We start from the raw sequence: 23,821 nt of genomic DNA on the forward strand, positions 1-23,821 counted from the left end.
AACCACGAGAAACCACCATCAACGAAAGCCTACCCAATCCGCCCCGACGGCACCGCGCATTTTTACCAAAAACGCCTTATAAAGCCGCAAAAGCGACACCAGCCGGCCCTGCGTAGCCCTAGCGCCCCACAATCGCCCGCAGCGTCAGCGCGTTGCGCACCGCGTTGCCATCGCCATCGTTGTTGAAGTAGACGAACACCTCGCGACCCTGCGCCTCCCACTCGCGCAGCCGCTCGGCCCACCAGTGTAGGTCGGCGTCGCTGTACGACCCCGCGTACATATGCTGCGTATCCGGCCCGTGCAGCCGCGCGTAGACGAAGGCCGCCGTCGCCCGCAGGACGCAGGGCAGCTGCGCGCCGCTCATCACGCAGTAGGCCGCGCCGTGCCGCTCTAGCAGATCGAACACCGCCTGGGTGTGCCAGCTGGCGTGGCGCAGCTCCATCGCCACCCGCAGGCCGGGCGGCAGGCGCTGGAGAAAGTAGCGGAGCCGCGCGTGGTCGCAGGCCATGTCCGGCGGCAGCTGCACCAGCAGCACGCCGAGCGTGTCGCCCAGCAGCCCCAGGCTCCGCTCGATGCGGGCGATCCAGGCCTCGGGCGCGTACAGCCGCGCCCCGTGGCTCAGCCCGCGCGGGGCCTTGACCGTCAGGCGGAAGGGTGGGGCCAGCCGCCGCCGCCAGTGCGCGAAGGTCGCGTCGGCGGGCCAGCGGTAGTAGGTGCTGTTCACCTCGACGGTCTGGAAGCGCTGGGTATAGTAGCCCAGCCGCTCGCGCGGCGCGCTGCCGTGCGGGTAGAGCACCCCATCCCAGTGCGCGTAGCTCCACCCCGATGTGCCGATATGGATCGTCATGCGCTGCTCGCTTTCCATGCTCGCCTGGCCCTGCGTGCCTAGCATGCAAGGTTTTTGCCAGAGCACCTCTCTCCCCTCGGCGTTTTTCGGCGCGCTGCCTCTGGGCCAGAAGGTTGATCTGCGCGTCGATCTTCTGACCGAGTGGTTTTCCATTGAAAGAATGAGCAGGGCGAGATTTATTCAACCTTAGGTCGTATTTCTTGCGATATTGCAATAGTTCTTGTATAGAAATAAAACGAAACCAGATCGTCCAGCCGTTGACTTGTGTGCATACGCAATCGAGAGAGAAGTAATTGCGTATATCTGTAATCTCTATGGAGGAAAAGCGAGATGGCCTACGATCGAACGTATTTCCGCGACAGTATTGTTGTCGATGCCGAGTTTGTGAACCGACTGCGGCTCGGGAGTGTCAACAAGGGCGGAACGGTATTTATTGCTGGTCGGAATATACGAATCACCCATAACATCACGATCGATGATCTGAACATCATCATCTTGGCCGATAAGATCGAGGGCGTCGGCGGAAGCATCAAGGCCCGCACCATGCGCGGGGTGGACCAGAGCGCGGTGGGCCTGACCGGCCCCAGCATCACAGTGCTCTGCCGCCAGCTGGTGGGCGCGCTCGCGCTCACCTCGCAGGGCGGCGTGGGTGGTGTGGGCGCTCGTGGGGCCGTGGGCGAGCCTGGCGCGCCGGGCAAGCCGGGCTACCAGGGCCGCAAGCCCGGTGGCAAAGGCGGCAAGGGTGGCACCGGCGGCGTGGGCGGCACCGGCGGCAGGGGCGGCGCTGGCGGCACGATCGGGGTGAGCTACATCACGCACGTGGCGGATGATCATTTCGCCAAGTCGATCGCGCTGGCCTCGGTGGGCGGCGCTGGCGGCGCTGGCGGCCCCGGCGGCGCCGGTGGCCCCGGCGGCGAGGGCGGCGACGGCGAGCCGCAGGGCGCACCTGGCGCGCAGGGCGCGACTGGCCCGCAGGGGGCGGCGGGCCCGCAGGGCGCGGCGGGAACGACCGCCACCCAGGTGCTCTCTGAGCTGGGCTACTGGGGCGCGGCGCGCGCCAAGGATACCGATGGGGCATGGGCAGGCTACCGCCTGCGCGTGGCCGAGTACTTCTTCCGCACCCAGGACAGCCTGGCCCTCCAAGAGCTGAACGCGGTCATCCAGCTGAGCGCCAAGTACCCGCAGGCCTCGGTCTACCGCAGCCGCCTGCTGGCCAACCAGAACATCTACGGCCTGGCCCGCGACCTCGACATCGTGCCCGATTTCCCCGGCTACGAGACTGCGGTCAACGCCTACCTGCCGCCTATATCGCAGATCTTCGCGACGGCGAACAACATGCTGCTCAGCAACATCTCGCTGGATCAGGTGCGCCAGAACCTCCAGCGCGAGATCGAGACGGTCAAGGCCCAGATTATCGTGCTGGAGACCGAGCGGCAGGCCGTGATCAAGCAGAAAACGGCCTCATCCGCCGAGCTTTCGGTGGCCAAGCAGCGCGTGAGCAAGATGGAGGCGCTGGTGCGCAGCCGCCAGCAGGAGCTGGAGAACCAGCGGGTCGACTGGGGCGGCCTAGTGTCGCTGGGCGTGTTCGCGGTGGCCATGGGCGTGATCGCCTTTACCGGCGGGGCGGGCGCGGCGCTGCTGCCCATGGCCCCCACCCTGCTGAGCATGGCCGGGCTGTCGTTCATCGATCCGGCGATGGCCAGCCAGGAGCAGGGCGCGCTGGCCCAGGTGCCCGATGTGGGCAAGAAGATCAAAGAGGCCACCGACGGCTCGAAGGGCCTGCTGGACTTCGACACCTGGCAGCAGGTGGGCACCGCGCTAAAGCCGCTGGTGATCAGCTTCTCCAAGATCATCGGCGACCTGAACAAGGCCAACGGCGACCCCGAGCTGATCAAGCTGCTGACCGAGCTGACCAACCTGGTCCACGCCCAGTTTATGGCCCAGATGCAGGATGAGCAGACGACGCTGCTGGTGCAGGCCGCCGAGCAGCGGCTGGCCCAGGCCCAGGCCGATCTTGTGCTGGTCAACAAGCAGGCCGAGGCCCTGACGGCAGACCAGTCGGTGCTCGACACGGCGGCCCGGACCCTGATCCGGCTTGGGCGGGGCTTTGTGGACAATCTTGGCCGCTATATGTTCTTTGCCGCGCGGTCGCTGGAGATCTACACCCTGGCTGATCTGTCGGGCGAGATCCGCTACGACTACGGCTTTATCCAGCCGGATCTGGAGCAGGACTACCTGGATGGCTTTCGCTCGCGCGCCGACTATCTCTCGCGGATCAACGCCTCGATCTCGGCCATGATCATCCTGAACTACCGGCTGCGCTACGATAGCTACTTCCTCGGCCATTCGTGGACGCACGACACCCTGTTCCGCTCGTTCAGCTCGCCCGCGCTGCTGGAGCAGTTCCGCCAGACCCGCACGCTGTCGTTTGCGCTGGGCCTGGCCGATCTGCCCAGCAGCCGCTACGAGGCCAAGGTCACGGGGGTGCGGCTGTCGCTGGTGGGCGCGACGGCGAACGCGCCATCGATCAGCTGCGTGGTGCGCCACTCGGGCAGCTTCGCCGAGAAGCGCCTGTCCGATGGGGCGGCGGTGAACATGCTGCTGCGCCCGCGTGTTGCGGTGGTGCCAGCCTCGCAGGGCGCGCTGGCCTACACCGGCAGCGTCACAGGTCTCTCGCCCAAGGAGCTGGATTTCTGGGGGCGCGGCGTGGCTGCCGGGTGGATGCTGCTGGTGGAGGCCGAGGAGATCGCGAGCAAGCAGATCGACCTCTCGGCCCTGACCAAGATCGAGGTGGAGCTGTCCTACGACGCCTTCTGGAAGAGCAGCGAGCTGTCGCTGGTGAGCGCCGACCTGGCCTTTGGCGATGGCTTTGTGGCCGGGGCGAAGGTGCCGCAGGAGGAGCTGGTGCGCCACGGCGCGCCCTCGCTACTGCGGCTGGGCCTGAGCCAGCCCGCGCCGAAGGGCGGCACGCAGGCCCAGATCGAGCACATCAGCGGCCCGGTCAGTGTCCCATCCAGCGTGGTGATCCCGGCGGGGGCGCGCAGCGCCACAGTGCCGCTCACCTCCACCGGTGCGGGCGAGGCCGTCATCCGCGTCAGCTGCGGCGGCGTGGTGAAGCTGCTGCGCTTTGCGGCGGTGGCCGCCGAGGGCGAGCTGGCGGTGGCGTAGTGCCTATACGCTGTGGCCGGGGGAGCAGTGGTGCTCCCCCGGCCTTTTTGTGTGGGCCGCTAGCGCACGGTGACACCCAGCAGCTCCATGAGCTGCGGATCTTCGGCGAACGCCACGCTGGCCACCGCCAGCAGCTGGCTCATCCATAGATCCAGCGCACCTAGCGCGGCGTTGCGCTGCGCGGTGGCCAGCTGGGCCTGGATGGCGGCCTGGTGCTGGGCGGCGCTGGCTGCGCGCAGCGCATCGAGGTCGGCGCGGGCGGCGGCGATGCGCTGCGCGGTGATGCCGAACTCGGCCAGCCGCGCCATGTGCTCGGGGTGCTGCTCTAGGCCGGTGTGCAGCTGCTGGGCCTGGGTGATCCACGCGCTCAGCGCCCGGCTGCGCGCGACCTGCAGCCCCAGGGCGCTGCTGGCCTGCCCGCGCAGGGCCACGCGGGCGATGGTGATGATCTGGCTGTGCGAGCGCTTGGCGGTGCTCCAGGCGATGTCGCGCACGGCGGTCGCGCCCTCGCTCTCGCCCCGGAGGATGCGCTGGCTGGTGTGGGCGCGGATGGCTTCGTCGCAGAGCCTGCGGCCAACCGCTAGCTTCTCGCTGTCGATGTTGTAGGCGTGAAGGTAGCGCATGGCCTGCTCATGGGCCTTCAGGTTGTTGATGCTGATGCTGATACGTTGTAGCCGAGCATCGATGGATGTTTTCGGGCGTGTTGGCACCATCCTCCTCCTCTTTTGTGTGGCTGCTTCTGGTTGCAGGGTGGCTGCTTCTGGCTGCAGGGTGGCTGCTTCTGGCTGCAGGGTGGCTGCTTCTGGCTGCAGGGTGGCTGCTTCTGGCTGCAGGGTGGCTGCTTCCGACTGCAGTGCAGCTGCTTCTGGCTGCAGTGCGGCTGCTTCTGGCTGCAGTGCGGCTGCTTCTGGCTGCAGTGCGGCTGCTTCTGGCTGCAGTGCGGCTGCTTCCGGCTGCAGTGCGGCTGCTTCCGGCTGCAGTGCGGCTGCTTCCGGCTGCAGGGTGGCTGCTTCTGGCTGCAGGGTGGCTGCTTCTGGCTGCAGTGCGGCTGCTTCCGGCTGCAGGGTGCTGCTTTTCTCGTTTGATGGTTGCTTGGGAGGTTTTTTGGCCTTTTCCCCCTGTGCTTGAGCATCATGCCATCGTTTTTTTTGAGATCGACGAGCACTTTTGCTGCGGGTATAGCCTGCTTTGGTAGGAGAATAGTCTTTTGTGCGAAGTAAGCGCGGTGCTGATGCGGAAATATCGAGCATCATTGCAAAATACACTATACCACAGCTTTTTTTGGACTCCTTCGGTGTTGTTGAAGTTCTAGTTGGTTATGTACTCATATGGTGTTTTTTATCTTGTTCTTATTCGGGATGTGGTATCTGGTAGGTGGATGCCCTGCGCGGGCGGGCAAGCTGGGTGCGCTTTTGTCAATAGTGGTTTCTCGTGGTGAGTGGGTGGATGCCCTGCGCGGGCGGCGCCGAGGGGCCAGCCCCTCGGAACCCCGCAAGGGGGCGATGCCCCCTTTGAACCCCCTATTTGGAGCGTTCCGATGCTGTTTTCCTAGCGGCTAGTGTTGGTGCATATGGCCAGCTGGCATGCGCGGCACCTTCGCCGCATGGGCCGGGTGGGGAGGTATCGGCGATGATGCCGCATTGCGGGCATCGCCCCCGGCCCGATGCGCGCAATGTCTCGCCCCTACGTCACGGATCGCATCGCGCCTATGCCCCGGCATACTCGATTCGTTGGGCTATTGATTGTTTTTTAATGATCTAGTATGTTTTGTTGGGAGAATGTGTATATTTCCTTAAATGCGGTCTTCTCTGTTATAATCAGATACTACCAAGAAGATCGACATAAAAGATAAAACATCCAAAGGAGCTATGATCTATGTTTCACTGGTCAACCATGGGCCGTGGGCTGGCGCTCTGCGCGCTGGCGGGGGCCTTGAGCTGGGTTGGGGCGGCGGTGCCCGCGTATGCGGATGCCCCGACGCCGCCTGTGCTCGGCGGGTCGCTTTCGGCCTTTGCTGTCGATATGGGCTGGGCCTATGTTGGGCAGGGCAGCTCGCTGGTGGTGCTGGACGGGCAGAGCTTCCCCATGCAGCAGGCCGCCGCGCTGCCGCTGGTGGGGCCTGCCAGCCAGCTGGTGCACGATGGCGCGCGGCTGTATGTGGCCGAGCAGGTGAGCGGCGGCGCGAGCCTGGAAGGCAGGCTGGAGATCTTCGACATCCAGTCGCCGCAGTCGCCCGCGCTGCTCGGCTCGCTCGCGCTGCCCGCCCCGATCTCGCGTCTGGCGGTGGTCGGCACATCGGCCTACGTGCTCACGGGTGGTGAATGGTCGAGCGAGATCCGCGTGGTGGATGTGGCTAACCCCGCCGCTCCCGCCGATCAGGGCGCACTAGATACGGGGTCGCAGCAGATCCTTGACCTCGCGACGGATGGCCAGATTCTGTATGGGTTTGGCGCAGATCAGCTGCTGGCCTGGGATGTGCAGCACCCCTATGCGTTTGGCAGTGTGCTCGATCTGCCCTGGGCAGATGCGCGGCAGGCCGCGCTGAGCGGCGGGCGGGCCTACCTGCTCAGCGGCCAGGGCTCGGCGGCGACCCTTGCCGCTATCGATCTGCAGAACCCGCAGCAGCCCGCGCTAGTGGCCAGCGCGGCTGTGCCAGGTGCTGCCGCGCTCGCGGTCGAGGGCACGCTGGCGTATGTCGGCAGCACCGACGGCAGCGTCGATGTTCTGGATGTGGGCGATCTGGCCAGCGCGCCGTTCCAGCTGGCTGGGCACATAGATGTTGGGCTGCGCTCGGCGGGCCAGATCGCGGTTGTCAATGGGCAGATCGTGGTGCTCGACCCCGTGCGCTCAACCCTTTCGGTGCTGAGCTTCGCGCAGGGCCAGGCGAGCGTGCAGGACACCTACGACACCTATGGCGCGATCTCGACGCTGGCGGTGAGCGGCGATCTGGCCTATCTGGGCACCACCGAGGGGCTGCGCGTGGTGTCGCTGGCCCCAGCCAGCTATGGGCGCACGCTCGGCAGCTGGGAGGGCGCGCCGGGCACAGCGCTCACCATCCGCCAGCTGGTAGCCACTGGCCACCAGCTGGTGGCGCTGGTGTCGAATGCGAGCGGGCAGGCGGGCCTGCTGCTGTTCGATGTGCAGAACCCGGCTATCCCGCAGCCGCTAGGCAGCATCGTGCTGCCGGGCGACCTGAGCACGCTGGATGTGAGCGGGTCGCTGGCGCTGGTGGGGGTGAGCGGGTCGCCGCAGTCGCAAGTGAGCGGGCTGTATGTGGTGGACATCGCGCAGCCGTCTGCGCCGAGCATCCTAGGCACGGTGGCGTGGGCCAGCAGCGCGCCGCTGAGCGATGTGGCGGTGGATGGGGCGTATGCCTACGCGCTGGGCGCGCATGTGCTGAGCGTGGTGGATCTGAGCAGCCCGGCCCAGCCGAGCCTGGTTGGGCAAGCCCAGCTTGGTAACGGCTACGGCGAGGCCAAGCGTCTGACGATCCAGCAGGGGCTGGCGGCGGTGGCGCTTGCGGGCGGCTACCAGTTCTACGACCTGAGCAGCCCGGCCCAGCCGACACTGGTCACCACGCAGAGCGCCGACCAGCTGGTGGATGTGGCGTTTGGCGATGGCACGGCGGTGGCGCTTTCCAACGCGTATGGCGCGCCCATGCTGACTATCGCTGATCTCAGCCTGCCGTCGGGTGCGCTCAGCCCGCGCCACGAGCAGCCGCTGCCCTTCGCGGGCGTCTCGGTGGCGCTGGCGGGCCAGCAGGCCTATGTGCTGCTGGCCGATGGCAGCGTCCGTGTGTTCTCGCTGAGCTAGGCTCTGCTAAAGGCGAGGGGTGCATGTTTGCCCCTCGCCTTTGGCATGCAGGCAAATGTCGTCTCAGCTCTGGGCCTGGTAGTCGGCCAGCGTGATCAGGGTGATGCTCTCGCCGGGGCTGAGGCAGGGCACTTGGGCCATGTCGTGGTGGTGCTGCACCACCAGCTGGGCCTCGCCCAGCGCCAGCGCGTTGATGCAGTGCGAGACGCCCTGGGCGTCGGGCGTGCAGTTCTCGTCGGTGCGCACCACGGCGGCTGCGCCCGACTTCGGGGCTGCCCCGCTGATCAGGCTGGCGAACAGCACGCCGCCCTCGCCGCTGATCGCGGGGGACTGCTGGCCGCGCGGCACGATCACCAGCGTGCGGCCCTGGCTGCTGGCCTGGGCGGCGGGGTGGCCTGGGTCGGCTGCGGCGGGCTGCGGCGCGCGCATGCGCCCGATCAGAAAGGCGAGCGCCAGCACCAGCACGCCGCCGCCGATGATGATCAGCAGCCGCCTGCCGCGCTGCGAGAGGATTAGGTCCATGGTCATTCCTTGCTATTGTGGTGCGCGATCGGCGGAAAGCGAGGCCGAGGGCGCTTGGCGATCATCTGGGCGCATGGTACCGCCGCAAGCTGAGGCCTCGTTGAGCCTTTCCTGATGCCCCGCTGAGGATTATGGTCTGCCGCGCCCCAGAGCCTATGTGTTAAAGCGCAGCGCATAAGGGGCGAATACACCACACTGGAAGCAGCGGCTTCGTGGGCCCTGGGAGCGTTTTGTTGCTTGGTGAATTGGGGGCTTGGTGGGGAAAACATGCTGGTGAATGAGAACGCAGCGACCCTCTGCCACACCCTGCTGTGACGCCACATGTCGTACCTCGCTGCTAGGATGTGGCTAGCCGGATCAAGCCAAGGAGCATATATGCCACCACTCAGCAGCGAACAATTCATCACGCGTATGAAGCTGCGCGAGCTACAGGCCCAGCGCGACCAGCTGCAGCGCGCCTACGACGAGATCGCGCAGCGCGCTGCCGCCGCCCCCGACGATGCGGCGCGCATCCGCACGCTCTACGCTGGGCTACAGGCGCTGATGTTCGCGGGCGAGCCGTTCCACCCCGATGTGAAGAACCTGGGCATGCTCCTGCACGATATCGAAGCTGGCCGCGCCTCGGACGAGGCGGTGGCGTTCTGGCGCGGTCGGCTCGATCAGGAGCTGGCGCGCGGTCGCCTGCGGGCCGATGTGGTCTACCTGTTTGGCGCGCTGCTGGATGAGTGGGCCGAGCGCCGCGACATGCTGCCCGATCTGCCCGAGCGCCGCGACATCTTGGCCGGTATGCTCGAGCGCGCCCAGCAGCCGTCGTTTGCGGCCATCGACCACGCGCTGCTCGACGACATCTTTGGCTTCTTGGTGGCCGATCGGCCCGCCATGGCCAAGGCCGTGGCCGAGGCCATCGGTGAACACCTCAATACCCGCGTCGAGCCAGACGAGGCTCGCGATGTGCTCTGGCAGATCCGCCACGACCCGAGCCGCCACGCCGCGCTGCGCGAGGAGGCCCAGCGCGTGGTCGAGAGCGACCTGCTGCTGAAGGAGTTCGCCGACGCGCTGACCATCCTGATCGGCCAGCGCCACACCTGGGAATGGAGCGCCGAGGGTACCCCGGCGCAGGCCCGCTGGCTGCGCACCAAGTGGCGGCTGTTTTTGGATGACGATCTGCCAAACGCATGCCTGCTGGAGGTGCTTGGCGCACGCTGGCACCTCGTGCTCTCCATCGTGTTTGGCGATACCCTTAAGCTGCGCCAGGCGCGGCTCCAGCGCCTTGAGGAGCTGGATGCGCCGCAGGTGATCATCGATAACGAGCGGCGGCTGCTTGGTGCGGATCCGGGCGTGCGAGCTGTGCTCACGCACGACATCTGGGATGAGGCGGATGGCGATGAGGATGCTCGCTCCTCCTCGATTGTGCAGCAGCGCATCCAGGCGTTCGGGCGAGTGCGCAGCGCGTGGCGGGAGCAGGGCTACAACGGGTCGGGCTATACGAGCGCCATGCCGATGGCGCTCGCCCTGATCAACGCCGAGCTGCAGCTGGGCCGCGCCGCCTTCCCCGATAGCCCGGTGTATGTGGTGAAGCTCGACCTGAAGGACTACTACCCCAGCCTCTCGCACGATCTCGTGCTTTCTATCCTGCGGCGGCTTGGCCTGCCCGATCGCGAGCTTGCCTTCTTCCAGCGCTACACCCAGGCACGCGTGCAGTCGGGCGGGGCTGCGCTGGTAGCCCAGCGCGGCCTGCCAAACACCCGCCAACTCTCGGATGTGCTAGGTGACCTGGTGCTGCGGCTGCTGGATGTGCACATCCAGCGCTCAGCGCGGGTGATGCTGGTGCGCACGATGGACGATATCTGCCTGATCGCGGCAGCGCCCGATGAGGCATTGCGGGCGTGGCATGCCGCCCAGGGCTTCTGCGCGGCATGCGGGCTGGAGCTGAACATGGCCAAGTGCGGGGCGGTGGCGCTGGGCGGCGATCTGCCGCCTGGCCTGCCTGCGGGCGACGTGACATGGCAGATGCTGGCGCTGGGCCAGGATGGCGAGTGGCGCGTGAACCAGCCCGCCCTCGACAGCTTCCTGCGCCAGTCGGCGTGGCGGGTGGGGCAGGCCACGGCGCTGCTCTCGAAGATCGAGCTGTACAACCAGCAGCTCGGCCTGCTGGGCCAGCTGGTGGCGCTGGCCGCCCCGCTGGGCCAGCAGCACCGCCGCAGCGTGGATGCGGCGCTCGCGCGCTACCGCGCCGAGGTGCTGGGCGGCGATGCTGCTCAGGCGCTGGCCGCTGAGCTGCCCAGGCGCTTCCTGGGCGGGCAGCAGGGCGCGGCGGTGAGCGAGGCCTGGCTGCACTGGCCGATAACGGCGGGCGGTCTGGGGCTGCTGCACCCCACGCTGCTGGCCCAGCCCTACGCCCAGGCCTATGCCGAGCACGCCCCAGCGGCACCGACGGCCCCACGCCAGCGCGATTGGGCGCGCGCAAATAACCTGTGGTCGCGCTTCTACTTCAAGCTGCTGGATGCGGTCGATCAGACCATCCCAGAGCAGCAAACGGTGATGGAGTCGCTGGTAGAGGATTTCATTGCCAGGGGCAAGGAGCTGAGCGATGGCCAGCAGGATGGCCTCTCGGCCTACTGGCGCTGGGTGCTCTACACCTATGGCCCGCAGATCCTCGATAGCTTCGGCACCTTCCGCTTCCTGGAGACGGCGCTGGTGCCCCAGCACCTCATCCTCCAGCGCAGCCTGGCCGACACCGAGTCCAGCGTGCTGCTGGCCCTGGCCCCGCCCGCCCAGGTCTAGGGGCGCGGCGGCAGACACTGCTACCATCTAGCGACGAACTAGCTTCCATGTTGATCACTTGGTGTGGGTTGGTGCAGGCTACAGTAGGCAGTGACACCCGACCACCGCTTCACCTCTGCCGCATTCAAGCCAAGGAGTCACTTCATGCTCACTCGTTGGAACTGCTACCGCATGGCTGCAACACTGCTGCTGCTGGTGCCGCTTGCCGCCTGCGGCGAAGCGCCCGCACCGGCGGCGCAGGCCCCATCCCCCGCCGCCCCCGCCGCCACCGAGGCCCCCGCCGAGCCTGCCGAGGCACCCACAGCCGAGCCAGAGGCCGCTGAGCAGGCCGCCACGCCGCCGCTCAAGAGCGAGGGCCAGCCGGTCGGCGGGGTGAATAGCGAGGTCGGCACCAGCGGCGTCTATGCCTCCGACCTCGGGTTCCGCGCTGACGCCAATGGGTTTGGCTTCCCGAACTATGGCGGCGAGGGCGAGACCAACATGACGCCCAATGATGTCCGGCGCATGTTTGGCGACAGCGCCTGCGAGTCGATAGAAGGCGATGAGTGCACGCTGACGCCGCCGGGCGCCCAGTGGCTGGAGTCGATGAACAGCGCCACCAGCGGCGGGCACTGCGAGGGCATGGCCGTGCTGAGCAACCTGTTCTACACCGGCAAGGTCAACCCAGCCGACTTTGGCGCGGAAACAGTGCCTGCGCTCCAGATCGCTGGCAACGAGCCGCTCCAGCGCGAGATCGCCTACTGGTTCGCCACGCAGGCCACCCAGCCCGCGCGTTCGGGCATTGTCCCGCAGACGCCTAGCGGCGTGGTCAATACCCTGCTGACATCCTTCGCGGCTGGCCCGTCGGGCGGCGAGCAGTACGCCGTGGGCATCTACAAGCGCGACCGCAGCGGCGGACACGCGGTCACGCCCTACGCCGTCGAAGATCGGGGCGAGGGCGTCTACTGGATCATGATCTACGACAACAACTACCCCGGCGAGCCGCGCGCGATCGAGGTGAACACCAGCGCCGACACCTGGAGCTACTCCGGCTCCACCAACCCAGCCGAGCAGGAGGGCCAGTATGAGGGCGACGCCGAGACGATGACCCTGGAACTTGCGCCGATCGCGCCGCGCCTGGGGGTGCAGGATTGCCCGTTCTGCGCACCAGACGAGGCGGCCTCTAGCGACGGCCAGCTCAAGGCGCTTATGGCCCCCGCACCAGACTACAACCAGGTCTGGCTTGAGGGGCCTGCCGACCTGCTGATCTCCGACGCGCAGGGGCACTCGATCGGCTTCAAGCAGGGCGTCTTTGTCAACGACATGCCCGGGGCGCAGTCAAACGCCAACAAGTTTGGCGTCAGTGTCTGGGAGACCAACGCCGAGCCGATCTACTACATCCCGGTGGATATCGACTTCACGATCAGCATCGATGGCAGCCGCCTGACCGAGCCGACGACCTCGACCGTGACGATGATCGGCCCTGGCTACGCGCTCGATGTCAGCGAGATCGTCCTCGCGCCGGGGGATGTGGACACGCTCGATGTGTCGCCCGACGGCAGCCTGATCTCGTACCGCACCCAGAACACCGTGACCCCCTACATCCAGGTGGCGGTCGAGACCGATGCCGCCGACTATCTCTTTGGGATCTATGGCGAGGAGATGGCGCCAGGCGAGGCGCTGAATCTGGCGCTGGATACCAAGCAGGGCTGGCTGAGCCTTGACTCGATCGATAACGCCGAGCCGGGCAGCTACAGCATCGAGGTGGCAAAGTACGACGATGCCAGCGAGCAGATCTTCGGTGCCGGGGGAGTGGTGCTAGAACCCGACGATGTGGTGTATATCGACTATCTCAAATGGCCCGGCAATAACCAGCCCATGGCGCTGGATGTAGACTATGGCGGCGATGGCTCGGTGGATGAGACGCTTGAGGTCGCCGACATCACCGACTCGCTCCAAGAATAGCCGAGATGCACGCGGGCGGCCTGCTGGCTGCCCCCTCTGTTGAAATGAAGAAGCGCGGGTGCGGTAGAAGCACGCAGAAACGCCACGTTCTGCGTGCTTCTGTTGTGCTGCCCGACCAATGGGCCAAAAGCCGCGGGCAAAATACGCCCAGCGATGGACGGGATTGGCCCGACGGCGATGCTATACTCTGCCCTGTCCGCACACATCCGCATCTATGCCAAGAAGGAGGGAGCAAGCCATGACCACACAACATCTCCAGCACGTCACCTTGCGCCCGAGCCGCGCCGACCGCGCCGCCGTGCTTGGCGAGATCCTCGCCTAGCGCCCGCCCCTCGGTTCTCCGCACCTGCTCGGACGCCTGCACACCGCGCCCTGGCCCCGCCGTGCCCTGTGGCACCGCCGCGCCGCCGCGCGCATGTTCGACACATGCTGTGCTATCAATCCTGTAGCTGGAGAACACTAATCCATATGGATATCGACATTTTGGCCCTGCGCAAGCAGTTCGACCGCATCGGCGCGCGCGTTGCTGTCTCGCCTGTCGTGGTGGAGCGCTGGCAGCGCACCCGTGGCCCCGGCATTGACATCGGCAGCGACCGCACCGGGGAGTTCTTTGACATCCGCGTGCGCCCGACCGAGGCGGTGTCCTACGACGTGGTGGATGTGCAGCCGCGCATGCGCCACCTGCTGCTGCTGGCCCGCCGCGACGGCGGCGTGAAGGAGAAGTACCTGTGCGGCCACGACGAGCGTCACTGGTTCGTGTGCGCCGTGCCCGAGCGCCACGGCATCTCGGGTGTGGTCACGGCCATGCAGGCGCTTCAGCCCACCGAGGTGCGCATCGTGGCCGAGCAGTCGCTGCGGCCCAAGCTGCGGCTGCGCCGCCACAACGCGGCCTTCATCCGCCAGGGCGAGTGGTTCTTTGTGCCCGCGCCCGATCTGGTGGTCGACGAGCGGCGCATCCATCGCAACGAGCCGATCAGCCGCGGCGGCGGCGGCAAGCCGCACTGGTGCGAGTTCCTGCACCGCCGCGATGGCGAGGCGGTGATGGTGTGTCGGCAGCACCCCGGCGGCCTGACAATGGATGAGTACGAGCGGCTGATCCAGGCTCAGCCTAGCGCGCGCATGTGGCGCTGGCAGGCCAGGCGCCGCAACGCCACCGTGTATGTCCGTGGCCGCGTATCGCACCCCGACCACCGCACGGTGGTGCTGCCCAGCTGGCACCGTGTGCTGATGAACACCGAGAGCGAGGCCGCCGCCAGCCGTAACGTCGTCTTCCTCGACTAGCGGCTGCGCCGGATGCTGGCGAGGCGCGGGGTTTAAGCCCCACGCCTCTTTTTTGCACCCGCACGCCCTCGGCGCGGGCTAGACCGCTACGCCCAGCGCGAAGCGGCGCAGTGCGAGGGCCACGCCATCCTCGGCGTTGGACGCGGTGCGGTAGCGGGCGTGCGCGGCCACGTCGGGCGCGGCGCTGGCCATGGCCACGCTCACCCCGCTCACCGCGAACATGCTGATGTCGTTCTGGCTGTCGCCCACGCTCATCACCTCTTCCTTGCTCAGCCCCAGCCGCGCGGCCACCTCGGCCAGCGCCGCGCCCTTGCCCACGCCAGGCGGCATCCACTCCAGAAAGGAGCGGTGGGTGCGCAGCTGGTCGAGCGCGGGCGCGGTGAGGGCGCGCAGCTCGTCGTCGCACGGGCTGGCCTCGCAGAAGGCCAGCAGCTTGACCGGGTCGGGGATGTGCTGGGGCGTGAGCGCGGGCACCTCGCGGAACATCGGCTCGCCGTAGGAGAGCAGCACATCGGGCTGGGCCTTGCCGGGCAGGTAGACGATCTCGCGCAGCCCAAACAGGCAGAACGGGATGCCCCGCGCGAGCAGCAGCCCGCTCACCAGCGCCACCTGGTCGGGCTGCAGCAGCTGGCGGGCGCGCACGCTGTCGCTGGCCACGTCGCCCACCGCCGCGCCGTTCTGGCAGATCAGCTCGGGCAGGCCCAGGGCCTGGCCGTAGGGGCGCATGGAGTCGAAGGATCGACCGCTGGCCAGCACGACGTGGATGCCTGCGTCGAGGCAGTCGCGGATGGCGGACGCATTGGCCGCGCTGATCTGGTGGTCGGGCCCAAGCAGCGTGCCGTCGAGGTCGAGGGCGATGCATCGGATCTGGGTCATGTGTTGTGTGCGCGGGTCTCTGCGGCGTGTGCTGCGGAGAAAGCGCGCCCTCCTTGCTGTGATGTGTTGCTGCGGGGCCACTTCGCCGCCGTGGTGGGGCTGCTCGCCGCCGAGCGCCCACGCTGATTATACCCGCAGCGTGGCCCGCCGCCTGTGGGGCGCAGGGCGGAGATGGCGGGGCCTGTGCGCTCTGGGTAGACACCGATGCTTGACCACCAAGATACCAAGGGACAAAGGGGGACACATACCACGAAGGCTCGAAGACACGCGTGGGATTTTTGGCATTGTGATGCTTAGGATGGCGCTTCGATCTATCGCCCCACAGATCAGCACTGTGACTTGCCATCCCGCACCGATCGCACTACAATAGCCGCACATCTGTTCGCTGCAACAGGAGTGTGCGATGACCTCGCCCACCTCTTTCACCCAGCCGTTTCTCGTGCTGCTTGCCGATACCTGCGGCGTGAGCGAGCGACCACGCCGCGCTCGTGGAGCGCCTGCGTGCCCGCAGCGACTGGCTGGCCGTTGCCGCCAGCATGATGCTCCTTGCCCCCTGCGCGTATCACGTCGGTCTGGTATCTGAAGGGAAGTGGTTATGTCCGAGCGTTATAGCCTTTGTGAAGGTATTTTTCAGCATCTTGGGCTTGAAGGCACAAGCTATGAGATTGGCCGCCAGCAGGCCGAAGTCCTACAGGCGACGAACCAAGGCTTTCTGAGCTTCCTCACATCGGGGGAGATGCACCCTGAGAGGTACGGGTTCGCCAGCTTCAGGCAGCTTCAGGAGGTGTACGAGGTGGCCTGCCCAGGCATCAACGACGAGATCCAGGGCTTTGCTGATAGGCTGGGGCTGCCGGTCGAGAAGATCATATTTTATGATATGGCCCATGTGGTGCAGACAAACTGCTCGCATGTGGCCGTATTGCCGCCGCTTACCCAGGATGCCCACCTGCTGGTGGCCCGCAGCTATGAGTGGAAGCCCGAGGAAGAAGACCTGCGGCTCTGCACAACCGGCGTGAGCGGGAAGGCGCGCCACATCGGCTTCTCGTGCCTGCTCTTTGGGCGTATGGAGGGCATGAACGAGCACGGCCTGAGCCTGACTATGTCGGGCGGAAATGCCGCAGGGCTTCCGCACGAGTGGAACAAAAAGACCGGCCTGCAGTGCTGGGTTGTGCAGCGCGGCATTCTTGAAAGCTGTCGGGATGTGCAGGATGCTCTGGAAAAGCTAGCTGCATGTCCTCCCACCAGCAACACCAATATGCTGCTGGCCGAGCCGAGCGGGAAGGCTGCTCTGGCGGAGATCTACGCGGGGGAGCTGCAGGTGAAGCAGGTTGACAGCGCCTGTGATATGCCCTATATCGTTTCTACCAATCACTATGTTTTGCCTGGCATGCGCGAACGCAATTACCACCAGTTTATTCTTGATCACTCTCTGCCACGGGCCGAGGCGCTGCGAGCGTGTATTGAAAGCAGCCGCCCCCGCGTCACGCGCGAGACCTTACGCGAGGTCCTAACGAAGGAGATACCTTATGGCTGCTTTGGCCCCTACTACTCCGGCGGGTTTGGCACGCTGTGGTCGATGATCTTTGACCTGACGGTTGGCGAGGTCGAGATCTGCTTTGGTGCGCCGGGGTATAATGCCTGGCGCACTTTTACGCTTGAGCACCCTGGCGAGCCACACGAATATACCGCAGTATTCCCCGACAAACGATAGCGCAACGCTAGCTGCCTTCGTTGGGTGCATGTTTTCTGGCTTTCCCCAATGGGGGAAGACCAGCTCGTTGGGTTGCCCATGGGTCAATCCAACAGCGCTATCGGTGCTATAATCGACATTTGCGAGAGATCACGTGGCCTGCCGATGGAGAGAACTAGCAGGCGCTGAGTGTGGGAGCGTGCCGATGGACGATACCGAGAGCCAGGCCGAGCTTCGGCAGCGGATTGCCGCGCTGGAGGCCGAGCTTGCCCAGCTGCGGGCGATCGAGGCCGCCGCCCGCGAGGCGCACGCCTTCTTCGCCGGGCGGCGGCCAGGCTTCGCCATGACCTACCCCCGCGACATCCTCGGCGCGGCGCTTGAGCCGGATAAGCCCAGGAGGGGCACGAAGGCAGGCGCGGCACCTAGGGCGCGGGCAAGACGCCGCAAGCCGTAGCGACACGATCAGCCGCCCTAGGTTTTGCACGAGGTATCGTATGAACCGCGCCGTTCTTATCGCTGTGCAGCTCCGGCTTGCCGACGGGGTACAGCTCCACTATCTTGATCCGCTGGAGATAGCGCTCGACTGCCACCAGTGTCGGCGCACGCGCCGGACGGTCATTATCCAGCAGGCTGATGGCTCGGCGATCTGCACGCCAGCGCGGCACCACTTTCCGGCGCAGCTTGCCGCGCGGCACATCGGCGATGCCCCAGGGCAGATCCGCCTGCTGGTGCACTATGACTACCAGCCATTTGCCGACGCCAAGTACCCGATCGAGTCAACCGGCGTGCCATCCTGGGGGCGCGTCAGCTTCACATGCGCGTGCCCGCGCTGCGGGGCGCTGAGCGCCGCGAGCACGCAGACCAATATGGTGCGCCCATGGACCCAGCGCTGCGCCTGCGGCCTCGCGCTGTACACCGATGCGGCGGTGATGCCGCGCTTCGAGCCGGTGCCGCTCACCTTCAGCCTGCCCGCTGATAGGCCCTGAGCGCGGCTGCAGGGCACCTGGGCGACGGCCCCGATCGGTACTGCGGTTATTATGCAGGCCGTTGGGTGTCGCATCAGTGGGCTGAAAATAGAAAAATAGCGAGTGTGGTATACTTTACGCCGCTATACGTGCACAATCTTGTTTGGGAGCAGCGATCTATGAAGCTTGCCGAGGCGCTTATCCTTCGCGCCGACTACCAGAAGCGAGTGGAGCAGCTCAAGCAGCGCCTGCAGCAGAACGCCAAGGTGCAAGAGGGCGACGCCCCCGCTGAAAACCCCGCCGAGCTGCTCGCTGAGCTTGAGCGGATAGCTGGTGACCTGACTCTTTTGATCCAGCGCATCAATCGTACCAATGCGTCGACGGCTTTCCCGAAGGGGCCGACGCTGGCCGACGCCCTGGCGCTGCGCGATGTGACCAAGATAAAGCTGGCCGTGTATCGCGACCTTGCCCAGGCCGCGTCGATCTCGCACACGCGCATGACCCGCTCCGAGGTGCGCTTTCAGAGCACGGTGAATGTGGCGGAGATGCAGCGGCAGGCCGATCAGCTTGCGAAGGCATACCGCGAGCTTGATGCGCAGATCCAGGCGGCGAACTGGCTGACGGATATACTGGAGTAGGTGCGATGGTAGCCGAGGTTCGCTAGGCGAGCACAGCCCGCCAACTGGGGAAGTTGGAATGGTGGCGTGGGGGCCACGCCAGCGGGTTCGATTCCCGCACAGCTTACACCGTATGCCCAGGAATGTCACAAGCGTACGGCGTACTGTGATTGTTACACCCATGTGCTGATGGCGGATCACGGCGAGGGCGGGAGCGGGGTTGCACCTATCTTCATACAAACCTAAGGATGAACAAGCGCGTTATACGGACGTAGCCCATGTCCAAAGTCTACCCCTACATCGGCCCGCACGATCTGCTGCGCCTGCTGGCCCAGCCGAGCGACCGTATGCGCGTACTGGGCCTGGATGATCTCGCGCGCTGGCTCGGCATCGGCCAGCGGTGGGCGCGGCCCCGCGCTGTGACCTCCACCTACATCGTGGATACGGCGGGTCACCTGTGGCTCGCCGACCGCCACTCCGAGCACGTGGCCTGCGCGGGCGGGCGGGATGTGCTGGCGGCAGGCGAGGTCACGTTCGCCATCGAGGGCCAGCAGATCGGCGTGGCGGAGATCACCAACCAGTCGACCGGCTACTGCCCCGCGCTGGAGTGCTGGCCAGTGGTCGCGGCGGCGCTCGATGGCATCGGCGTCGCGCGCCCGCCGGGGTTCACGGCCAGCTTCATCTTCCGGCGCTGCGGCGCATGCGGCGCGGTCAACATCGTCAAAGATGGCATCTTCGAGTGCGCGGTATGCGAGGCAGCGCTGCGCCGCGATGGGGAGGAGTAAATTGAACCGCGCGGTTCTCATCTCTGTGCAGCTTCAGCTCGGCCTCGGAGTACAGCTCCACTATCTCGATCCGCTGGAGATAGCGCTCGACTGCTACCAGTGCCGCCGCACGCGTCGGACCGTCGTCCTTCGGCAGGCGGATGGTGCGGCGATCTGCACGCCGAAGCGTCACGCCTTCCCAGCGCAGCTTGCCGCGTGGCACATCGGCGAACCCGCCTCGCCTGAGATCCGCCTGCTGGTGCACTATGACTACCAGCCATTTGCCGACGCCAAGTACCCGGTCGACTCTACGGGCGCGCCATCGTGGGCGCGGGTCAACCTCACGTGCGTGTGCCCGTGCTGTGGGGAGGTGAGCGCCGCGAGTACGCAGACCAACATCGCTCGCCCGTGGACCCAGCGCTGCCCCTGCGGCTACGCACTGTACACCGATGCGGCGGTGATGCCGCGTTTCACCGCTGTGTCGCTTGTTCCGCCTGCCCGATGGTGCTTCCTAAGCGCGGCCTTTCCTATGTTCTTTGCTCCTTCGAGGTGTTCGCCCTTTTTATTCCTTGCGGCCTTGGTAGTTAGGTGTGACCAGCACGTCGTGGTGATCGGCTGGCAGATCAAGATCGATGCTGTCTCGCGCCGCGCGCAGATCGCGCACTCATAGGGGGACTCTATGCAGCAGATCCCTGCCTTTCCCTGGCCCACGCTCACCGAGCAGGATTCCCAGCGCTTTGCACGCCCGCCGCAGATCCGCCTGACGCTTCGCCACCACTGCAGCCCGATATCAGCGCTTGCGATAGATCGCAGCGAGACCTACTTGGCCAGCGCCGACCGTGAGGGCGCTGTGTGTCTGTGGGAGTTAGGCTCGGGCCGCTTGGTCTCTTCCTACCGCCACGATGGGGGCGTGTTCGCGCTTGCTTTTGGCGATCAGTCGCGCGTGGTGAGCGGCGGCGCTGATGCGGCGGTGCGGGTGTGGGACTACGCAGCGCACGCGCTGGTCTGCGCCCTGCCGACGCCCCCGCACGTTGGCGTCGTGGCGATTGACCCTACGTATCGCTACCTTGCGGCGGGTATCCACTACGCCAATACCATTGAGCTATGGGATTGGCCGTCGCTCCAGCCGATCCAGACGATAAAGGGCGACTATTATACGTTTTCGCTGCTTGGGTTTGATGCGACCGGTACAGCGCTCCATGTGCGCCTAGAGCATGGCGAGAATCAGATTGTGAGCATCCCCGATGGCGCGCTGCGTCAGTCCTTCAAAGATGAGCATCTTGGCGAGTGGAGCTACTCGGCGCTCTCGCACGATGCCAGAATGCTGGCGACCGCGTGCGAATGCGACGATCATGTGTGTATCTGGGACACACAGACAGGCGAGATGATTCAGTCTATCCATGTCATGTTTAAGGGCGGCCCGTATGATCCAAATATCGCGCTGCGCCCAGATGGTACGATTCTTGTGTCCGCGGCGCTAGATGAGCAGATACGCGTCTGGCAGCCCAATACCGGCGCGCTGCTCTCATCCTGCCCGAATCAGCACGACGATGAGGTGTGCGCGATGACTATGAGCAGCTCACATCTGATAACGGGCGATCATGATGGAATAATACAGCTCTGGCACTTTCAATGAATTTGTGATTGCTTCTTATCCCTGGCCTCTCATCCGTTGAGTGATGCTTTCTCTTCTGCCCTCTGGAGCGAATCATGGACGATCTCCATCTCATCCTGGTCGACCCCAAGCCAGCGCTCTGCCGGGCCTTGCGGAAGGCCTTTGATGGTCTGCCCAACGTCGAGGTGGTGCAGGGCTACTTCGAGCGCCTGCCCGCCTTTGACTGCATGGTCAGTGCCGCCAACTCGTTTGGGCTGATGGATGGCGGTGTGGATGCCGCGATCATCAACTTCTTTGGCGACCAGCTGATGGCCCGTGTCCAGCGGCGCATCCTGGATGTGTACCTGGGCGAGCAGCCGGTGGGCACCGCGCTGATTGTGGAGACGCAGCATCCCAAGCACCCCTTCATCGCCCACGCCCCAACCATGCGCGTGCCCAGCTCGGTGGCGGAGAGCGAGAACGCCTACCTGGCCATGTGGGCCACGCTGCTGGCGGTGCGCCAGCACAACCAGACCGCCGCGCCGCCTATCCGCACGCTCGCATGCCCAGGGCTGGCCACCGCAACAGGCGGCATGCTGCTCGACGAGGCCGCGCGGCAGATGGCGCTGGCCTACACCAATTTTCTCAGCCCGCCGTTCAAGATCACCTGGGCGTTTGCCGATCGCCGCCACGCGCAGATTCGGCGGCGGGCTAAGGTCGATGAGGACTAGGCGATAGAACCTTCTCAGGAGACAGAAGGTTTGCTTCTGATGGCCGATGCTGCGCCCATCCTCCCCTTTGTCCAGCGGCTCGCCGTGCCCGACCCGGCGACGCGCCGGGGTGCTCTGCTGGCGATCCTTCGCGAGCTGGGCGTCCCTGTTCTGCGCTATTGTGACGAGATCGCGGGGCGCACTCCCGAGAATATCGTCGTTCGCCTCGGCCAGGGCGCGCCCCGCCTGGTGCTGGCCGCCCACTACGACAGCGCGCCTGGCAGTAGCGGGGCCAACGACAACGCCGCTGGCGTGGCCATCTTGCTCAGCCTGCTGCGCGAGTATCGGCAGCACCCGCCCGCGCTGCCCTGCGATATCGTGTTCTTTGATCTAGAGGAGGCGGGCGGCTGGGGAAGCCGCGCCTACGTCGAGCGTTTCGCCACAGAGCACATTCTGGCGATGCTGAACCTCGATGTCTGCGGGTTTGGCGACACGATACTGCTCGGCCCGCGCCACAGCTGCGAGGAGTGGCCGCTGCAGGCGGCTGTCGATACGGCTGTGCAGCGGGGCGCGGGCCGTGTTCGCGTGGTGCGCCATCTGCCGCTGGGCGACGATGCCAGCTTTGCGGCGGTCGGCATCCCCAGCCTGTCGGTGACAATCGCGCCCGAGGCGGATGTGGAGCCGCTGCTTGAGGCGGTGCCGCTGATGCGCCAGCTGCGGCCAGCCGCGCGGATGCCAGCTGTAGCCGAGACGATCCACAACGGGCCACGCGACAGCGTCGATGTGGTCGAGGAGGCGGCGATGCAGGCGGTGCGTGCCTGCGTGCGAGGGATGGTAGCGGTGCTATCGCAGGCATACAGCGGATGAGCTGCAAGGCCGATCACCCGCCCGACCATAGGGGCTGCTGCGGGGCGTGGTATGCGCCCAGAGCGCCCAGAACCATATCTTTTGGAGTCCAGATCTATGAGCATACAGTATCTTCAGGGCGACGCCACCTCGCCACAGGCAAAGGGCAACAAGATCATCGCGCATATCTGCAATGATATCGGCGGCTGGGGTCGTGGCTTTGTGCTCGCCATCTCGCGCCGCTGGGGCGCGCCGGAGACGGCGTATCGAGCGTGGTATCAGGGGCGAGCCTCAAATGACTTTGGCCTGGGCGCGGTGCAGCTTGTGGCGGTTGAGCGCTACATCTGGGTGGCAAACATGGTGGGCCAGCGGGGCACCAAGACCGGCAGCAAGGGGCCACCCGTGCGCTACGATGCCGTCGCCGCATGCCTCATGAAGCTGGCCGACCTGGCGCAGCTTCATGAGGCGTCTGTCCATATGCCCAGGATCGGCTGCGGCCTCGCTGGCGGCAGCTGGGATCGGATTGAGCCGCTGGTGCGCAGCGCGCTGCTTGATCAGGGTATCGATGTCACGGTCTATGATTTTGACTGATGCGCCATTGCTCTATCCCGTCTACGCGCCCCAGGTTAGGCGGTAGCGCAGCCACACGTGGCCGCCTTCCAGCGCCTCGCAGTGCGCCAGCGCCATCTGTGCGCCAGGCAGCGCGCCCGGCCCGCCCGCCATGTCGAACACGGCGGCGCTGCCCGGCGTGCCATCCACGCTCGGCGCGATCACCAGGCTTAGCTCGTCCACCAGCCCAGCGGCCAGCATCGCCCCATTGATCGCCCCACCGCCCTCCAGCAGCATGCGCCGTAGGCCCAGCTGGTCGCCCAGCGCAGCCAGCGCGGCGGCCAGGTCGATCTTGCGCTCGCCCGCGAACATGTACGAGACACCATCGGCGCGCAGCCCGGCCAGGTGGCTGTCGGGCACAGCCTGGGCCAGCACCACCAGCAGCGGGTCGCCGCCGATCTCGCCGCGCCCCCAGGCGATCTTGCCTTGGGCGTCAAGCACAACCGCCCATGCCTCGGCCTGCTCCTGCGCCAGCCATGGCTGGCGCGGGTAGCTGGCCTGGCTCGGCGGGTAGGGCGTATCGCGCTGGGCGAACTCCTGCCCGGTGACGCGGCCCACCAGCCAGGCGTCGCTGCCGATCTCGTCGTGCAGGCGGTCGTAGGTGCCGTCATCCTGAAACGGCGGGTGCCAGCGGTCGGGCAGGATGCGGCCATCCACGCTCGACACTATGTGGCAGATCACATATGGTCTCATGCGATGTTCCTTCGTCTTTGTCCTGCGCCCGGCCTCGTGAGCCGAGCGCATGCTCTCTTTCCTCCCCTTGGCTTCTGGGAGCCTTGGTGGTAAAAATC

General features: G+C 65.9%; 22 protein-coding genes and 1 pseudogene. 16 read left to right on the forward strand and 7 right to left on the reverse strand.

Translation table 11 applies throughout. The features are described from left to right. Nucleotides 1-118: 118 nt before the first annotated feature. The 3 genes and pseudogenes from F8S13_25530 to F8S13_25540 form a co-directional block, all read right to left on the reverse strand. A complete protein-coding gene (locus tag F8S13_25530; protein ID KAB8140040.1) occupies nucleotides 119-847 on the reverse strand; it encodes a DUF72 domain-containing protein in 729 nt (242 codons plus the stop codon). 312 nt (nucleotides 848-1,159) lie between these two features. Continuing rightward, nucleotides 1,160-1,681 carry a hypothetical protein gene (locus tag F8S13_25535; protein KAB8140041.1) on the reverse strand — a complete coding sequence of 174 codons (522 nt, stop codon included), beginning with the start codon at nucleotides 1,679-1,681 and terminating at the stop codon, nucleotides 1,160-1,162. A 23-nt stretch (nucleotides 1,682-1,704) separates the two neighbouring features. Continuing rightward, nucleotides 1,705-1,776 (reverse strand): annotated as a pseudogene (locus F8S13_25540) (transferase). Between the two features lie 91 nt (nucleotides 1,777-1,867). Here F8S13_25540 and F8S13_25545 point away from each other — a divergent pair. After that, complete coding sequence (locus F8S13_25545) at nucleotides 1,868-4,015, forward strand: hypothetical protein (GenBank protein KAB8140042.1); 2,148 nt, start codon at nucleotides 1,868-1,870, stop codon at nucleotides 4,013-4,015. Between the two features lie 59 nt (nucleotides 4,016-4,074). Here F8S13_25545 and F8S13_25550 read toward each other — a convergent pair whose 3' ends face one another. Beyond that, nucleotides 4,075-4,725, reverse strand: a complete 651-nt coding sequence (locus tag F8S13_25550) for a hypothetical protein (protein KAB8140043.1) — start codon at nucleotides 4,723-4,725, stop codon at nucleotides 4,075-4,077. Between F8S13_25550 and F8S13_25555 the strand changes: the two genes are divergently transcribed. Continuing rightward, nucleotides 4,704-5,210, forward strand: a complete 507-nt coding sequence (locus tag F8S13_25555) for a hypothetical protein (protein KAB8140044.1) — start codon at nucleotides 4,704-4,706, stop codon at nucleotides 5,208-5,210. The two genes, F8S13_25550 and F8S13_25555, sit on opposite strands and share 22 nt — an antisense overlap. A gap of 680 nt (nucleotides 5,211-5,890) precedes the next feature. Beyond that, nucleotides 5,891-7,828: a hypothetical protein gene (locus F8S13_25560; GenBank protein KAB8140045.1), complete on the forward strand. Its 1,938-nt coding sequence runs from the start codon at nucleotides 5,891-5,893 to the stop codon at nucleotides 7,826-7,828. 63 nt (nucleotides 7,829-7,891) lie between these two features. On the opposite strand, the gene F8S13_25565 is transcribed toward F8S13_25560, so the two are convergent. Then, a complete protein-coding gene (locus F8S13_25565; GenBank protein KAB8140046.1) occupies nucleotides 7,892-8,350 on the reverse strand; it encodes a hypothetical protein in 459 nt (152 codons plus the stop codon). Nucleotides 8,351-8,671: 321 nt separating this feature from the next. On the opposite strand from F8S13_25565, the gene F8S13_25570 reads away from it, so the two are divergent. The 3 genes from F8S13_25570 to F8S13_25580 all read left to right on the forward strand — a co-directional run bounded on the left by F8S13_25570 (nucleotide 8,672) and on the right by F8S13_25580 (nucleotide 14,359). Beyond that, complete coding sequence (locus F8S13_25570; GenBank protein ID KAB8140047.1) at nucleotides 8,672-11,134, forward strand: hypothetical protein; 2,463 nt, start codon at nucleotides 8,672-8,674, stop codon at nucleotides 11,132-11,134. A 144-nt stretch (nucleotides 11,135-11,278) separates the two neighbouring features. Continuing rightward, nucleotides 11,279-13,078: a hypothetical protein gene (locus tag F8S13_25575; GenBank protein KAB8140048.1), complete on the forward strand. Its 1,800-nt coding sequence runs from the start codon at nucleotides 11,279-11,281 to the stop codon at nucleotides 13,076-13,078. 474 nt (nucleotides 13,079-13,552) lie between these two features. Further along, the gene (locus F8S13_25580; GenBank protein KAB8140081.1) at nucleotides 13,553-14,359 is read left to right on the forward strand and encodes a hypothetical protein; all 807 of its coding nucleotides are present in this window, start codon (nucleotides 13,553-13,555) and stop codon (nucleotides 14,357-14,359) included. Between the two features lie 78 nt (nucleotides 14,360-14,437). Here F8S13_25580 and F8S13_25585 read toward each other — a convergent pair whose 3' ends face one another. Further along, nucleotides 14,438-15,235: an HAD family phosphatase gene (locus F8S13_25585; GenBank protein ID KAB8140049.1), complete on the reverse strand. Its 798-nt coding sequence runs from the start codon at nucleotides 15,233-15,235 to the stop codon at nucleotides 14,438-14,440. A gap of 595 nt (nucleotides 15,236-15,830) precedes the next feature. Between F8S13_25585 and F8S13_25590 the strand changes: the two genes are divergently transcribed. From F8S13_25590 to F8S13_25635, 10 genes are all read left to right on the forward strand, one after another. Further along, nucleotides 15,831-16,946 (forward strand): hypothetical protein, encoded by a 1,116-nt coding sequence (locus F8S13_25590; protein ID KAB8140050.1) that lies wholly within the window; start codon nucleotides 15,831-15,833, stop codon nucleotides 16,944-16,946. A gap of 184 nt (nucleotides 16,947-17,130) precedes the next feature. Further along, nucleotides 17,131-17,379, forward strand: coding sequence for a hypothetical protein (locus F8S13_25595; protein ID KAB8140051.1), 249 nt, complete (start codon nucleotides 17,131-17,133; stop codon nucleotides 17,377-17,379). A 40-nt stretch (nucleotides 17,380-17,419) separates the two neighbouring features. Continuing rightward, nucleotides 17,420-17,911 (forward strand): hypothetical protein, encoded by a 492-nt coding sequence (locus F8S13_25600; protein KAB8140052.1) that lies wholly within the window; start codon nucleotides 17,420-17,422, stop codon nucleotides 17,909-17,911. A gap of 158 nt (nucleotides 17,912-18,069) precedes the next feature. After that, nucleotides 18,070-18,528 carry a hypothetical protein gene (locus F8S13_25605; GenBank protein ID KAB8140053.1) on the forward strand — a complete coding sequence of 153 codons (459 nt, stop codon included), beginning with the start codon at nucleotides 18,070-18,072 and terminating at the stop codon, nucleotides 18,526-18,528. A gap of 257 nt (nucleotides 18,529-18,785) precedes the next feature. Further along, nucleotides 18,786-19,292 carry a hypothetical protein gene (locus tag F8S13_25610; GenBank protein ID KAB8140054.1) on the forward strand — a complete coding sequence of 169 codons (507 nt, stop codon included), beginning with the start codon at nucleotides 18,786-18,788 and terminating at the stop codon, nucleotides 19,290-19,292. Between the two features lies 1 nt (nucleotide 19,293). After that, nucleotides 19,294-19,941 (forward strand): hypothetical protein, encoded by a 648-nt coding sequence (locus tag F8S13_25615; protein KAB8140055.1) that lies wholly within the window; start codon nucleotides 19,294-19,296, stop codon nucleotides 19,939-19,941. Between the two features lie 9 nt (nucleotides 19,942-19,950). Further along, nucleotides 19,951-20,907, forward strand: a complete 957-nt coding sequence (locus F8S13_25620; GenBank protein KAB8140056.1) for a hypothetical protein — start codon at nucleotides 19,951-19,953, stop codon at nucleotides 20,905-20,907. Nucleotides 20,908-20,981: 74 nt separating this feature from the next. Beyond that, nucleotides 20,982-21,596, forward strand: a complete 615-nt coding sequence (locus tag F8S13_25625; protein ID KAB8140057.1) for a phage tail protein — start codon at nucleotides 20,982-20,984, stop codon at nucleotides 21,594-21,596. 39 nt (nucleotides 21,597-21,635) lie between these two features. Continuing rightward, entirely contained in the window at nucleotides 21,636-22,442 is an 807-nt protein-coding gene (locus F8S13_25630) for a Zn-dependent exopeptidase M28 (protein ID KAB8140058.1), read from the forward strand. 96 nt (nucleotides 22,443-22,538) lie between these two features. After that, on the forward strand, nucleotides 22,539-23,012 hold the full coding sequence (locus tag F8S13_25635) for a macro domain-containing protein (protein ID KAB8140059.1): 474 nt from the start codon (nucleotides 22,539-22,541) through the stop codon (nucleotides 23,010-23,012). Between the two features lie 21 nt (nucleotides 23,013-23,033). Here F8S13_25635 and F8S13_25640 read toward each other — a convergent pair whose 3' ends face one another. Beyond that, the gene (locus F8S13_25640) at nucleotides 23,034-23,723 is read right to left on the reverse strand and encodes a 2-hydroxy-3-oxopropionate reductase (GenBank protein KAB8140060.1); all 690 of its coding nucleotides are present in this window, start codon (nucleotides 23,721-23,723) and stop codon (nucleotides 23,034-23,036) included. Nucleotides 23,724-23,821 lie beyond the last annotated feature (98 nt).

Source organism: Chloroflexia bacterium SDU3-3 (assembly GCA_009268125.1).
Taxonomy (GTDB): domain Bacteria; phylum Chloroflexota; class Chloroflexia; order Chloroflexales; family Roseiflexaceae; genus SDU3-3.